Below are 14,599 nucleotides of genomic sequence, written 5' to 3'. Positions count from 1 at the left end.
GCCTAGATCCCTATTGTTAATGAAGGTGTAACGGTGGGTGTAATTTTAGGCATTGCATCACCTAATTGCTTGGCCCAATCAGCTGGTAGCCAATTTTTAATTAAACCAGTTGCCATGTCTATAGCTGGGCGAGTAATTGCTTTTTGCCAAGCCATGCTTTGAGGAATTGGAGTCAAGGCTGCTAGTGTGGCCATCACAACAACTACTACACCACCGCGCGCTAGACCAAAAATAAGACCCAGGAAACGATCTGTCATGCTGAGCCCAGCAGACAAGATGATTTTTTGAATCACATTACCAACCAAGCCACAAACAATCAAAGTCAAAATAAATAGAATTAGAAAGCTCACACCTAAGCTAAGCAACTCATCCATATGAAAGGTCGATAACCATTCAACAGAGAGATAGTTGGTGTAGTGATATGCAACCCAGGCGGCAACAAACCAAGAGGCAAGAGCCAGAACTTCTTTAAACAGACCGCGAGAAATGCCCACCAAAGCAGAAACCAAAAGCACTACTAAGGTGAAGTAATCCACCGTAGTTAACTTCAAGGTGGATAAATATTCCATTAAGGCGCTCCAACCTCAACAAGTCTTGGGGATAAGCCCATAGCTTTAACTTTTTTCTCAGCAGCTTCAGCTGCATCCTTATCGGTAAATGGACCAGCTCTCAACACATAAAGCTTTGCACCATCGGCACCCGTTTTATTGAGCACGTAGTTCGGAATTTTTTGATCTTTCATCTTCGCAATCCAACCCTTAGCGCGATCTTCGGAGGCGAAGGCGCCAATCTGAATAACGTACTTGCCGGAACCTGCTTTTTTCGGAAGCTCTTCAGTTTTTGCTTTGGTAGCCGTGTTTGGTGCAGCAACCACTTCTTCACCAGCAGCCAATCCAATAGAGTTAGCTTTAGGAGCGGTAGGCGCTGGTTTAGCATCAGCCTTGACTTCAGGTTTCGCTTCAGGCGTTGGCGCAACTACAACTTCTTTTGTTTGTGCGACTTCTTTTTCTTTTACAGACGTTTCAACTACTGCGGCAGGCTTAGCTTTTTCATCATTTGCAGGCATTGCAGCATTAGGCGCTGGAAGACTGGTAACGATATTCACAGCAATGTCATTATTTACAGACTTTGGCTTGCTATCCAAGATACGGGGTAAGCCGACTACTGCGATAAGTACTAATACAGCGGCACCAATCAAACGATGGCGGGCACGTTGCTGCTCGGGATCTTCGGTAAGCGCAAGCTCCTCATTCTCTTGAGCGCGCTGAAAACTGCGGGGGGCTAATTTATTGACGGTACGACGACCCCTCACTGAACCTCGGTCAAGGTCTTCAGTCTCAGGGTTTCGCTTAAAAAGCTTCGGTAAACGAATCATGGATCAATGCGCCTGGTTGTTTCGATATGCCATTACGCCGGCAACGGTATAGAAGGATCCGAAGATGACAATTCTATCACCCTCACCCGCCTTAGAAAGGGCTTTTTGATACGCTGCAGCAGGATCTAGGAAGCATTCAATACCGCCATCTTCCCCATTTTTAAAGGCTACCCCCAGCTCAACCAGCCTCTCAGACAAGGCTGTCGCAGTAGCAGCCCGCGGAGTCGGTAAATCGGTGCAAAACCAAAAATCAACGCTATCCAATAAGGGCTTAATAACTCCAGCTATATCTTTATCCGCCATTGCCCCAAAAATGGCATAGGTATAGGGGTGATAACCCATTTTCTCCAGGCCCTGCCCCAATGTGGCAGCCGCATGGGGGTTATGTGCAACATCCAAAACAACGGTAGGTTGACCAGGAAGCACCTGGAAGCGGCCAGGCAACTCCACCAATGCAAATCCATTACGAATATCTTGGGCGCTAACTGGGAGGCGCTGATGTAACGCCATGAGCGCTGCAATCACGGCGGAGGCATTCAGGATTTGGTTGGCGCCGCGCAACGCGGGATAGCCAAGGCCACTAAAGCGTTTTTGACGCCCCGCCCAACCCCATTGTTGCTTATCACCCTGAAAGTTGTAGTCACGGCCTTGCAGCCATAAGTCACAGCCCAGCTCTTCGGCGTAATCAATAAGAGATTGTGGCGGCACAGGATCACCGCAAACCGCAATAGCGCCAGTACGAAAAATTCCCGCCTTTTCTCGTCCGATAGCTTCGCGAGTGCCGCCTAGAAAATCAGCGTGGTCAATATCAATACTGGTCACTATTGCGCAATCCGCGTCAACGATATTGACAGCATCTAGGCGTCCACCCATTCCAACCTCAAGCACGACAGCGTCTAAATTCGCCTTGGAAAATAAATGCATGATTGCCAAAGTGGTGAATTCAAAATACGTTAGGGTTGGAGCATCTACTAGGCTTACTCGGGCCTTTTCAACAGCAGCAAAATGTTCTAGTAAGAGATCATCTTTGACCTCTTCACCATTTACTCGAGCACGCTCGTTAAAGTTGAGCAAGTGTGGGGACATATGGCAACCCACCTTATAGCCAGATGCCAGCAAAATACTCTCGAGAAAAGCGCAAGTCGAGCCCTTGCCATTGGTGCCAGCCACTGTAATAACAGGACATTCGAAATGAAGCCCTAAAGCTGCCTTGACGCGATTGATGCGGTCAAGACCCATATCGATCCCGACAGGGTGAGCTGATTCGAGGTGACTAAGCCAAGCCGCTAGGCTTGAAAAAAGAATGGGGGTTTGGTGTGCGGAGCTCAAGCGCTTTATACAGCTGCGCTACCCGCAATCGCAGGCTCAGGAAGCTGCTGGAGTAAAGCCAAGAGTCGGGCAATTTCACCGCGCATCTGGCGACGATCAACGATCATATCAATGCCACCCTTTTGCATCAGAAACTCTGAACGCTGGAAACCTTCTGGCAACTTTTCACGAACAGTCTGCTCAATCACGCGTGGTCCAGCAAAACCAATCAAAGCTTTTGGCTCAGCCATCACCACATCACCCATAAAGGCAAAGCTGGCAGAAATTCCACCCATCGTTGGATCGGTTAAGACGCTGATATATGGCAAACCTTTTTTAGACAACAAGGTCAACATCGAGTTGGTCTTAGCCATCTGAAATAGGGAGAGCAAGCTTTCTTGCATACGAGCACCACCAGTTGCAGTGATACAAATAAAAGCGCACTTCTTGGCGATAGCCTCTTGGACACCACGGGCAAAACGCTCGCCAACGACTGAACCCATCGAGCCGCCCATATATTGGAACTCGAAACAGGCAGCCACAACAGGAATACTTTCGATCTTGCCACCAAGAACAATTAAAGCCTCAGACTCACCAGAGGCATCATTCGCCTCTTTAATACGGTCTGGGTATTTCTTGGAATCTTTAAATTTCAGCGGGTCAGTTGGATAGATGTCAGCACCAATCTCGTAGCGACCCTTTTCATCCAACAAGCTGTCCAAACGCAAACGTGCACCAATGCGCATATGGTGACTGCATTTAGGGCAAACCGATAAATTGGCTTCAATATCTGTGCTGTAAAGAACAGTTTCACAGCTGGGGCACTTAACCCAGAGTCCCTCAGGAACAGATTTGCGGTTAGCAGGATCCGTATGTTGGATTTGTGGGGGTAGTAATTTATCGATCCAGCTCATCAGTTTTTAACTATCCAGTGCATTAACTATCTAAAGCGACGCGAATTTCACGTATGAAGGTTTCAAGTGATTGTACCGCCTGGCCAGGGGCAGAATCCTCCAAAAGTCGAATAATTCGACTACCAATTACCACCGCATCTGCTGTTTTTGATACCGCACGGGCACTTTCAGCATCATTAATGCCAAAACCGACCGCAATCGGGATTGGGGTGGCTTCACGGATCTTAGGAATGATGCTGGCGACATCCTGGGTATTGAGGTGCGAAGCCCCAGTTACGCCACGCATGGATACGTAATAGATATAACCAGAAGCTATTTTGGCTGCATCCTTTATGCGTTCTGGTGATGAAGTGGGTGCCAATAGGAAAATTGGGTCAACACCAGCAATCTTCATGCGAGCGGCAAAATCCTCACACTCTTCTGGCGGGTAATCCACGACAAGCACGCCATCAACACCGGCCGCTTTGGCTTCAGTTGCAAAGCGCTCTGCCCCCATTTGCTCCACAGGGTTGGCGTAGCCCATCAATACAACTGGCGTATCCGCATCAGTCTTACGAAATTCTTTCACCATATCCAAGCAGCCGTGCAAAGTAACGCCCTGAGTAAGCGCCCTTTCAGATGACCGCTGAATCACCGGACCATCCGCCATCGGGTCGGAAAAAGGAACTCCGAGCTCAATAACATTTGCACCACCGCGAACCAATGCATGCATCAACTCAACAGTGAGTTTTGGATCGGGGTCACCAGCAGTAATAAAAGGAATGAGTCCCTTTTTGCCAGAAGCTTTTAGTTCATTAAAGAGTGCGGTAATTTTGGACATGGCAATTCGTAATTATTGTTTTTATATGAGTTCGTGAGTAACTTCGACTTAACCTTCGGAGCAAGTAGCTTGTGCGACGGTATGCATATCTTTATCACCGCGACCAGACAGGTTTACCAAAATGGTTTTATCTTTAGAAAGTGTTGGCGCTAATTTGCATGCATATGCAATTGCATGTGAAGACTCTAAAGCAGGAATGATGCCTTCGATACGACAGCAATCATGGAAAGCCTTAAGAGCTTCTTCATCCGTCACAGCTACATAGTCAGCACGACCTGAATCTTTTAGCCACGCATGCTCGGGACCAACGCCGGGATAATCCATACCGGCAGAAACCGAATGCGTTTCAGAAATCTGACCATTCTCATCTTGCAATAAATAGGTACGGTTACCGTGCAATACGCCTGGCTTACCAACACAAAGTGCTGCGGAGTGAAGACCGCTATTTAAGCCATGGCCTGCAGCTTCAACACCAACCAATTTCACTTCTGGGTAATCGATGTAAGGGTAGAAAATACCCATCGCATTAGAGCCACCGCCAACACATGCCATGACATAGTCAGGCTGACGCCCTGTCATTTCAGGCATTTGTACTTTGCACTCTTCACCAATCACACTCTGAAAATCTCGGACCATCATCGGATATGGATGAGGACCTGCCACAGTACCAATGATGTAGAAGGTATCTTCCACATTGGTAACCCAATCTCGCATTGCCTCATTGAGCGCATCTTTGAGAGTCTTGGTTCCTGATTCAACAGGCACTACTTTTGCACCAAGCAATTTCATACGAAATACGTTTTGAGCTTGACGTGCTACGTCAACAGATCCTTGATACACAGTGCAATCCAAACCAAAGCGCGCACAAATTGTTGCAGTAGCTACGCCATGCTGCCCTGCTCCAGTTTCAGCAATAATGCGCGGCTTACCCATACGCTTAGCCAGCATTGCTTGACCAATGACGTTATTAATTTTGTGTGCGCCTGTGTGATTTAAATCTTCGCGCTTGAGATAGATTTGTGCACCACCCAACATCTCACTCCAACGCTTGGCGTGATACACCGGTGATGGACGACCTACGAAATGCTTGAGCTCGTAATGAAACTCTTCTAAGAATTCTGGATCGTATTGGTATTTTGCGTAAGCGGCTTTGAGCTCATCCAAAGCGAACATGAGTGTCTCAGAAACAAATACGCCACCGTAAGGACCGAAGTGCCCTCGTGCATCTGGCTTATCGTACATAAATACCTCTTTTGATTAGTTACAGCAAATAATTAGGTTGATGTGCTTGCATCTGCGGCTCGCACTGCCTCAATAAACTGCTTCATTAAGGCGTGATCTTTTACACCCTTGCTGATTTCAACGCCGCTAGAGACGTCAACCGCGCAAGGATGCAGACGAGCAATAGCTTCGCCCACGTTGTGAACGTTCAATCCACCACTCAAAACGACCTGAGGCGCGTTTGCGCTTATCCATGCTTGTGGAATTCCTGACCAATCAAAAGGAACGCCCCCTCCACCGTAACCCTCAACGAGAGCATCGAGCAAAAAGGCGTTTGCTTGCCTATATTGTAGGGAAAAATCATCAAATGCGAAGCCAGATCCAACACGCGCAGCCTTCATCCATGGCTGCCCCGCGGCTAGGCGCTCACACTCCTCTGGAGACTCATCCCCATGAAACTGCCATAAGGTGATGGAGGCCGCCGCCCTAATAGCCTCAAATTCAGTATCTGTGGCGTTTACAACCAAGCCGACGGCATCAACCCCAGCTGGAAGCCTGGAAATCAATGCAGCGGCAATATTGGGGGTTACAGACCTTGGGCTAGGCGGGTAGAAGACGAAGCCAACAGCATCGACACCCGCAGCAACAGCAGCATCCACATCTGCAGGCGTCTTGAGACCGCAGATTTTGACCCTAGTACGGCCTGGAGAATTGGTAAGTAAGCCCATAAGGGAAATGATAAGGCCTAGAGCAAATAAAGACCTGCTTAGGCGAATACCGCCTTAGGTAGCCAAGAATTTGCAAGCCAAGGCTTGGGGATCTGTAACTCTTCCGGATAGGCTATTTGAGCCAAATAGAGTCCAGCCGGTGAAAATGTTGGCGCCGCAATGCTACGGTCTTTTGCTGCAAGGACCTCAGCCATCCATTCAGCTTTTTGCTTACCAACACCGATTTGGATAAAACTTCCCACTAGATTGCGCACCATATGATGCAAAAATGCATTGCCTTTGATCTTGAAATACAACCAAGGCTCATTCGAGAAAATCTCGATGGAATACATTGTTTTTACCGGAGTCTTACTTTGACACTCTGAAGATCGGAATGAGGTGAAATCATGCTCACCAATCAAACATTTGGCAGCCTCCCTCATCGCATCAACATCAAACCAGCGATCTGGCGGAAGCATGACATAGCCTGCACGATCGGCCGCCATTGGTGAGCGGCATGGTCCAGCATGCAATGCGTAGATATAAGTTCGCTCATGAGCAGAATATCGAGCGCTAAACTCTTCAGGAACAGCTTGAGCCCAATTGACCACAATCGATTCAGGCAAGAAAGTATTGACACCTCTAACCCAAGACCAGTTTTCTCGCTCAACTTCAACATCAAAGTGAACCACCTGGCCTAAGGCATGAACCCCTGTATCTGTCCTGCCGGCTGTGATTACGCGAATAGGATTTGCATTAACGGCATCGATACCTACAAAAGATGAAATTGCTTTTTCTAATTCATCTTGAATCGTGCCCTGGTTTACTTGAGACTGCCATCCTGAATAAGGGCTGCCATCATATTGAAGGCCAAGAGCAATGCGCATAGTGACGTTTAAGAATTTCTGTGCGATAGCTCAGCCAATAAACCCTGAGCTTCGATCGTAATTGCGGGATCAATTGAGCTGCCAATATGGACAATCTCTTGAAGAGACTTCTTAGCAGCTGAAAAATCTTCTATGGTGATGTAAGCCCGAGCTAGATTTAGTTTCACACGAAGAGCATCAGCAAGTGGATTGGCCTCAGCAACTGGAGGTTGAGTAGATTTCTTAACAGGCGTTAAATCCAGATCAATTCCTGCGAATAGTGCTTTTGCGCGATCCGGCATTGCGCCATGAGTTGACTGATGATCCTTGGTAGTTGAGGTGACTTTAGGTATTTTTTGTGAAAAATTACGCACCTCAGAGCGACGGGCATTCTTGGCTAACAGCCACAACAGAAGGCCCGTAAAACCCATTAATAACAAAGCAAAGATTGCTGGCGCAAATCCACCCAAACCAAATGAACCATCAGTTTTTGTGGACTCTGTTGATTTGCCCTTAGCCTGGTCAAGCAAGCGCTGCAAATCAGCAATATTCTTTTCAAGTTCGGCGACACGGACCCGTGTCTGCTCCAGCGCCTTTTCTTGAGCAACTAAATCTTCTGTGTAGCGGCGCTCTTCAGAGCTACCTTCAGTACTTGATCCAATTTTGAGTCGATCTTTTGCAGGCGCATCGGCACCATTTTTTAAATTGGCGCTACCTTGTGCCCCACCCTTTGCATCTCGCTCTGATAACCACTGGGCATTAGACTCAGCTACAAATTGCTGGGCCTCTGCCGGACTAATTGAACGCAATAAAGCCTGATTGGGTTTATTAAGCTCGGCACCAGCCTCAAGGCGATTGATGCTGCCACTAGCAAATGCATCGGGATTGGCTTTAAACAAAGCCATCATGGTTTGATCTAGCGTGGCACCCTGCAATTGAGGGGCTAACTGGGCTGCGATTTCAGATAGCGTTTGACCAGGCCTAACCAGAATTTTTTGGGCATCGCCCAGTAGCAATGTATAGGTTTTAGTAAGGCTGCCTGCAGACCAATTCAGCGTAACCAAGACATCCAAGAATGGATCTTCTGTCATTGGCACTGACTCAACCGTCTCGAGCAAGACCATCAACTGCTCTTGTTGATTGCGATAAATCATCGCCTGAGGATTCAGAGTGAGTATCTTTTGAGATATTCCCAAGCGATCGTAGGCTGCCTTATTCGCAATCCCAACATTCAAACTAGAGAGCGCAGATTGCTCATCCACACCAACCCGAATTGGAAACTCTACTTTGAGCGGCTCACCAGGTCTAGAAAGTAGTTTGGGAGAGCCAAGTGAGATGGCTCCTGCCGCACATGACCAACTTAGCCAAACTAAGCAAAGTGCTCTTGCAAACTGAATTTGGCTAAATCTGAACATTAGTGCTCTAGCAAGATGCGGAGCATACGGCGCAATGGCTCAGCAGCACCCCACAAGAGTTGGTCGCCAACTGTGAAAGCACCAAGGTATTCAGGACCCATCGCCATCTTATGGAGACGACCAATAGGCACTGTCAAAGTACCACTAATTGCAGCTGGGGACAATTCACGCTCAGTTGTTTCGCGATCATTTGGAATGACCTTAACCCACTGATTATCGTTGGCCAAAATAGCTTCGATCTCTTTTAGCGGTATATCTTTTTTGAGCTTGACTGTGAGACCTTGTGAGTGGCAACGCATTGCACCAACACGAACGCACAAGCCATCAATTGGAATGCTTCCAGGAGTTCTAAATGCAGGACGGCCCAAGATCTTATTAAACTCCGCGCCGCCTTTCCACTCCTCTTTGGTTTGACCATTTTCAACAGGAACATCGATCCAAGGAATCAAGCTGCCAGCTAAAGGTGTATTGCGGAAGTTTTTCTTCGGAAAATCAGGTGAACGCAAAGTCTCGGTAATCTTACGGTCGATATCCAAAATCCAAGAGGATGGATCAGCTAACTCCGTAGCTACGCTGTCACGCAATGCGCCCATTTGCAAAAGTAGTTCGCGCATGTTTTGTGCGCCTGCTCCAGAAGCCGCCTGATATGTCATGGCGCTAATCCACTCAACCATGTCGGCCTTAACTAAGCCACCCATAGCCATCATCATTAAGCTAACTGTACAGTTGCTACCAATCCAGTTTTTTCCACCAGCAGCCAATGCCTTATCAATCACCGGACGATTTACTGGATCCAAAACTAAAACAGCGTCTTCCTTCATGCGCAATGTACTAGCTGCATCAATCCAATGACCTTGCCAACCAGCAGCACGTAGCTTAGGGAAAATCTCATTGGTGTAGTCACCGCCCTGACAAGTCAAAATAATGTCGCAACGCGAGAGCGCTTTAATGTCATTCGCATCAAGCAAAGTATTTTCGCTCTTAGTCACTTTCTGACCATTCAAGAGTGGAACTTCTCCGCCAGCTTGGCTGGTACTAAAAAATACAGGCTCAATAAGGTCAAAATCCTTCTCAGCCAGCATTCTCTCCATGAGAACGCTACCAACCATACCGCGCCAGCCGACTAAGCCTACTAATGGAGTTTTTGTATTTGCCATGATGAATGATCTATTAAGTGAATTAATTTAAGGTAATACGTTATTTTGAAAGAGCGGCCACTACAGCATCGCCCATTTCAACGGTAGATACTTTTTTAGTGCCTTCGGTATAGATATCAGCAGTACGCAAGCCTTGCGATAAGACCTTTTGAACTGCTGCCTCGATACGATCAGCCTCAGACGGCATACCCAATGAGTAACGCAACATCATGGCAGCCGACAGAATGGTTGCCAAAGGATTGGCAATACCTTTGCCAGCAATATCCGGCGCAGAGCCATGGCTTGGCTCGTACAAGCCTTTATTGTTTTTATCTAATGACGCTGATGGCAACATGCCAATAGAGCCAGTCAACATTGAAGCTTCATCAGACAGAATGTCGCCAAATAAATTACCAGTCACGACAACATCGAATGCCTTTGGTGCTTTGACCAATTGCATTGCAGCGTTATCAACATACATGTGCGACAACTCAACATCTGGGTAATCTTTGCCAATGCGAATCATGACGTCACGCCACAACTGCGAAGTTTCAAGAACATTAGCCTTGTCAACGCTACACACTTTCTTGCCACGCTTGCGCGCAGCTTCAAAAGCAACGCGGCCAATGCGCTCTACTTCTGGCTCGCTGTAATGCATCATGTCGTAGCCTTCACGCGCGCCTTTGAACAAAGGAAGCTCAGAAGTACGAATACCACGTGGTTGACCAAAGTAAATATCGCCGTTGAGCTCGCGAATAATCAATATGTCTAAACCACTAACGATTTCTGGTTTTAGGCTAGAGGCAGCAGTTAATTCGTCATAACAAATTGCAGGTCTGAAATTGGCAAACAATTCCAAATGCTTACGCAAACCTAAGATAGCCTGCTCAGGGCGAAGTTCGCGAGCTAAGGTGTCATATTTCCAGTCACCTACAGCACCAAACAAAATGGCATCTGCTTTTTTAGCAAGCTCTAATGTTGCAGGTGGCAATGGATGACCTGCCACATCATAGGCGGCACCGCCAACTGGGGCAGTCTCAAGATCAAATTTAGGGCCGAGCGCGTTTAATACCTTAACGGCTTCAGCAACGATTTCCGGGCCGATACCATCGCCCGGTAGGACTGCAATTTTCATGAAAGGCCTTTAACTCTATAAAACTACGGCAGTTGTGTCGCAAGCCAAGGCATCTTGAGGATGCGCTCAGCTTCGTAAGCCTTGATTTTATCTGCATGTTGCAGGGTTAAGCCAATATCGTCTAAGCCGTTCAGCAGGCAATGCTTTCTGAATGGGGCCACATCAAAGCTATAAGCGGTCCCATTAGGGGTAATGACTTGCTGCGCTTCCAGGTCAATAGTGAGCTGATAGCCACTAAAAGCCAGGGTTTCGTTGAATAAATGGTCTGCCTGTATCTCTGAAAGAACGATTGGTAGGAGGCCATTTTTAAAGCAATTGTTGTAAAAGATGTCTGCAAAACTAGGCGCAATGACCGCTCTAAAGCCATATTGGTCTAAAGCCCAAGGTGCATGCTCGCGGGAGCTACCGCAGCCAAAGTTCTTGCGAGCTAGCAAAATTCCAGCATCTTTGTAGCGGGGCTGATTTAAGACAAAGTCCGGGTTGATTGGGCGAGTACTGCAATCCTGACCAGGCTCACCATGGTCTAAATAGCGCCACTCATCAAACAAATTCTGACCAAAACCTGTTTTCTTAATAGATTTTAAGAATTGCTTAGGAATAATGGCATCGGTATCCACGTTCTCGCGATTAAGCGGAGCAACCAATCCTTTGTATACCGTAAATTTTTCCATAATGATCTTCTACTGAATTTCTAACGCTTACTTAACGGGGGTTACAACAACATCTTTCCCTTTAGTTTGGGATTGGTTGTTACTGTTGTTGCCGCTACCGCCCATTGAATTACCCATGGTCTGAAGATCTTTTCCAACACCTTCCATAGTATTGGCGCAGGCTGAGAGAATGATGCCGATAACAGCAACAATGGTTAATTTTTTAATGATGGTGAATGAAGATAATTTAGACATCAATATTCCTTAGGAAATCTTACGAACATCAACAAAGTGACCTTCAATCGCAGCAGCAGCTGCCATTGCCGGACTAACTAAATGCGTTCTTCCGCCATTACCCTGGCGACCTTCAAAATTACGATTAGAAGTTGATGCACAACGCTCGCCTGGCTCAAGGCGATCAGCATTCATTGCCAAACACATGGAGCAACCAGGTTCGCGCCATTCAAAGCCAGCAGCCTTGAATACGCGGTCCAAACCTTCACGTTCAGCTTGAGCTTTTACCAAGCCAGATCCAGGGACCACCATAGCCAATTTGACATTAGCGGCAACTTTCTTACCGAGGCGATCAACTACCTTGGCAGCAGCACGAATATCTTCAATGCGGCTGTTGGTGCAAGACCCAATAAATACTTTATCAATCGAAATATTGCTTAATGGCGTATTTGGAACTAGCCCCATGTACTCAAGGGCACGCTCCATCGCAGATCGTTTATTTGCATCACGCTCTTTTTCAGGATCAGGAACACGATCGCTAATGGATAAAACCATTTCTGGTGATGTACCCCAAGTTACTTGAGGGGCAATCTCTTCAGCACGCAACTCCACCACAGCATCAAACTTGGCATCTACATCTGAATGCAAAGTCCGCCAGTATTGCAAAGCATGGCGCATAGCCTCGCCTTTAGGTGCATAAGGTCTGCCTTGAATGTATTCAATAGTAGTTTCATCAACAGCGACCAGTCCAGCACGAGCACCTGCCTCAATTGCCATGTTGCAGAGGGTCATACGACCTTCCATAGACAAATTGCGAATAGCTTCACCTGCAAACTCAATTGTGTAACCAGTGCCACCCGCAGTACCAATCTTGCCAATGACAGCCAGCACGATATCTTTTGCAGTAGAACCTGGTTGAAGGCGTCCATCCACCTTCACCAACATATTCTTACTCTTTTTCATGAGCAAGGTTTGGGTGGCCAATACATGCTCCACTTCAGATGTACCAATACCAAATGCCAGTGCGCCAAAAGCGCCATGAGTACTTGTATGTGAATCGCCGCAGACAACCGTCATACCAGGCAAGGTTGCACCCTGCTCCGGCCCAATAACATGAACAATTCCTTGACGGAGATCGTTCATTTTGTATTGAGTAATGCCAAAGGCATCACAATTTTGATCCAGTGTATCTACTTGTAATTTAGAGATTGGATCCGTGATTCCTTCAGAGCGATCTGTCGTTGGAACATTGTGATCTGAAACCGCCAGGTTGGCAGAAATTCGCCACACTGGACGGCCAGCCAAATTCAATCCTTCAAAAGCTTGAGGGCTTGTCACCTCGTGCAATAACTGACGATCTATATAAATCGTGGCCGTGCCGTCTTGTTCAGAATAGACGACATGGTCATCCCACAATTTGTCGTAAAGCGTGCGTGACATGTAAACCCTCTAAAACTTTTATTTACGTACAGAAATGTTAGGAACCTTGCGTACAGTTTCCCCAACATATAACTGACGTGGACGACCAATTTTGTACTCAGGGTCAGTAATCATTTCTTCCCACTGAGCGATCCAACCCACGGTTCTTGCCAAAGCAAAAATACAGGTAAACATTTCAGTTGGAACGCCTAATGCGCGCTGAACAATTCCAGAGTAAAAGTCGACGTTTGGATAAAGTTTGCGGCTCACAAAATAGTCGTCTTCCAATGCAATCTTCTCAAGTGTCATTGCCAGCTTGAACAAAGGATCATTCTCGAGACCCATTTCCTTCAATACTTCATGGCAAGTTTCACGCATGAGTTTGGCGCGTGGGTCAAAGTTTTTGTAAACACGATGACCAAAGCCCATCAAACGAACGCTTGAGTTCTTGTCTTTAACTTGGGCAATAAATTCATCAATCTTATCGACGCCACCATTTGCCTGGATCTCATTCAACATTTGCAAGCAGGCTTCATTTGCACCGCCGTGAGCTGGGCCCCATAAGCAGGCAATACCAGCAGAGATTGCAGCAAATGGATTGGTTCCAGAAGAACCGCACAAGCGTACTGTTGAAGTAGAAGCATTTTGCTCATGGTCAGCATGCAAAGTGAAGATGCGATCCAGAGCGCGAACCAATACTGGATTGACTTTGTACTCTTCACATGGTGTTGCAAACATCATGCGCATGAAGTTTGCTGTGTATGACAAAGAATTATCAGGATAGATGAATGGCTGACCAACAGAATACTTATAAGCCATCGCAACTAATGTTGGCATCTTCGCAATCAAACGAATCTGCGCAACTTCACGCGCCTTAGGCTGACTGTAATCAATCTCATCATGATAGAAAGCGGCCATCGCACCAACCAAACCAGTCAAGACTGACATTGGATGCGCATCACGACGGAAGCCACGCAAGAAGAATTGCATTTGCTCATGAACCATTGTGTGGTGCATAACCATTTCTTCAAAATCTTTTTTCTGTTTAGCGTTTGGCAACTCGCCATTCAACAACAGGAAGCAAACTTCCAAGAAGTCGCAGTTGTGTGCGAGATCTTCAATTGGGTAGCCACGGTAAAGCAACTCACCCTTATCGCCATCGATGTAAGTAATTTTGCTATTGCATGAGGCTGTAGACAGAAAGCCTGAATCGTAGGTGAACTTACCAGTTTGACCGTAAAGCTTGCGAATATCAATTACGTCAGGACCAATCGTGCCTTTATAAATTGGCAAGTCGATATCTGGTGTGCCGTCCGAAAACGATAATTTTGCCTTGATGTCCGATTCAATCATTTCTAATCCTTAGTCATTCAAATTGATGATTAATACACTATTTGAT

15 protein-coding genes are annotated in these 14,599 nt (G+C 46.8%); all 15 read right to left on the bottom strand.

Features of this window, described 5'->3' with window-relative positions; genetic code table 11:
- Positions 1 to 2 precede the first annotated feature (2 nt).
- From ICN25_RS08210 to gltA, 15 genes are read right to left on the bottom strand one after another with little or no spacing between them, the layout of a single operon-like run.
- Positions 3 to 569, bottom strand: a complete 567-nt coding sequence (locus ICN25_RS08210) for a CvpA family protein (RefSeq protein WP_216181268.1) — start codon at positions 567 to 569, stop codon at positions 3 to 5.
- The gene (locus tag ICN25_RS08205) at positions 569 to 1,375 is read right to left on the bottom strand and encodes an SPOR domain-containing protein (protein WP_216181264.1); all 807 of its coding nucleotides are present in this window, start codon (positions 1,373 to 1,375) and stop codon (positions 569 to 571) included. Before ICN25_RS08205 ends, ICN25_RS08210 begins: the two co-directional genes overlap by 1 nt.
- Positions 1,376 to 1,378: 3 nt before the next feature.
- Positions 1,379 to 2,704 carry a bifunctional tetrahydrofolate synthase/dihydrofolate synthase gene (folC, locus tag ICN25_RS08200; RefSeq protein ID WP_216181262.1) on the bottom strand — a complete coding sequence of 442 codons (1,326 nt, stop codon included), beginning with the start codon at positions 2,702 to 2,704 and terminating at the stop codon, positions 1,379 to 1,381.
- A 5-nt stretch (positions 2,705 to 2,709) separates the two neighbouring features.
- The gene (gene accD, locus ICN25_RS08195; protein ID WP_216133330.1) at positions 2,710 to 3,597 is read right to left on the bottom strand and encodes an acetyl-CoA carboxylase, carboxyltransferase subunit beta; all 888 of its coding nucleotides are present in this window, start codon (positions 3,595 to 3,597) and stop codon (positions 2,710 to 2,712) included.
- 22 nt (positions 3,598 to 3,619) lie between these two features.
- Positions 3,620 to 4,417: a tryptophan synthase subunit alpha gene (gene trpA, locus ICN25_RS08190; RefSeq protein ID WP_216181259.1), complete on the bottom strand. Its 798-nt coding sequence runs from the start codon at positions 4,415 to 4,417 to the stop codon at positions 3,620 to 3,622.
- 48 nt (positions 4,418 to 4,465) lie between these two features.
- Complete coding sequence (gene trpB / locus ICN25_RS08185) at positions 4,466 to 5,659, bottom strand: tryptophan synthase subunit beta (RefSeq protein ID WP_216181256.1); 1,194 nt, start codon at positions 5,657 to 5,659, stop codon at positions 4,466 to 4,468.
- Between the two features lie 32 nt (positions 5,660 to 5,691).
- The gene (locus tag ICN25_RS08180) at positions 5,692 to 6,366 is read right to left on the bottom strand and encodes a phosphoribosylanthranilate isomerase (protein ID WP_216181253.1); all 675 of its coding nucleotides are present in this window, start codon (positions 6,364 to 6,366) and stop codon (positions 5,692 to 5,694) included.
- A 38-nt stretch (positions 6,367 to 6,404) separates the two neighbouring features.
- Positions 6,405 to 7,232: a tRNA pseudouridine(38-40) synthase TruA gene (gene truA / locus ICN25_RS08175; protein WP_216181251.1), complete on the bottom strand. Its 828-nt coding sequence runs from the start codon at positions 7,230 to 7,232 to the stop codon at positions 6,405 to 6,407.
- Positions 7,233 to 7,240: 8 nt separating this feature from the next.
- Complete coding sequence (locus tag ICN25_RS08170) at positions 7,241 to 8,626, bottom strand: FimV/HubP family polar landmark protein (RefSeq protein WP_216181248.1); 1,386 nt, start codon at positions 8,624 to 8,626, stop codon at positions 7,241 to 7,243.
- The gene (asd, locus tag ICN25_RS08165; RefSeq protein ID WP_216181245.1) at positions 8,626 to 9,783 is read right to left on the bottom strand and encodes an aspartate-semialdehyde dehydrogenase; all 1,158 of its coding nucleotides are present in this window, start codon (positions 9,781 to 9,783) and stop codon (positions 8,626 to 8,628) included. Before asd ends, ICN25_RS08170 begins: the two co-directional genes overlap by 1 nt.
- 40 nt (positions 9,784 to 9,823) lie before the next feature.
- Complete coding sequence (leuB, locus tag ICN25_RS08160; protein WP_216181243.1) at positions 9,824 to 10,897, bottom strand: 3-isopropylmalate dehydrogenase; 1,074 nt, start codon at positions 10,895 to 10,897, stop codon at positions 9,824 to 9,826.
- Positions 10,898 to 10,920: 23 nt separating this feature from the next.
- Positions 10,921 to 11,568 (bottom strand): 3-isopropylmalate dehydratase small subunit, encoded by a 648-nt coding sequence (gene leuD, locus ICN25_RS08155; RefSeq protein WP_216181240.1) that lies wholly within the window; start codon positions 11,566 to 11,568, stop codon positions 10,921 to 10,923.
- A gap of 27 nt (positions 11,569 to 11,595) precedes the next feature.
- Positions 11,596 to 11,802 (bottom strand): hypothetical protein, encoded by a 207-nt coding sequence (locus ICN25_RS08150; RefSeq protein WP_216181237.1) that lies wholly within the window; start codon positions 11,800 to 11,802, stop codon positions 11,596 to 11,598.
- 9 nt (positions 11,803 to 11,811) lie between these two features.
- Entirely contained in the window at positions 11,812 to 13,221 is a 1,410-nt protein-coding gene (gene leuC / locus ICN25_RS08145; RefSeq protein ID WP_216181235.1) for a 3-isopropylmalate dehydratase large subunit, read from the bottom strand.
- 18 nt (positions 13,222 to 13,239) lie between these two features.
- Entirely contained in the window at positions 13,240 to 14,553 is a 1,314-nt protein-coding gene (gene gltA, locus ICN25_RS08140) for a citrate synthase (protein WP_216181232.1), read from the bottom strand.
- Positions 14,554 to 14,599 lie beyond the last annotated feature (46 nt).

It is taken from the genome of Polynucleobacter sp. 80A-SIGWE (assembly GCF_018882295.1).
Taxonomy (GTDB): Bacteria; Pseudomonadota; Gammaproteobacteria; order Burkholderiales; family Burkholderiaceae; genus Polynucleobacter.
The sequence above is the reverse complement of the archived record's forward strand: the minus strand, read 5'-3'. Positions and strand labels throughout refer to the sequence as shown.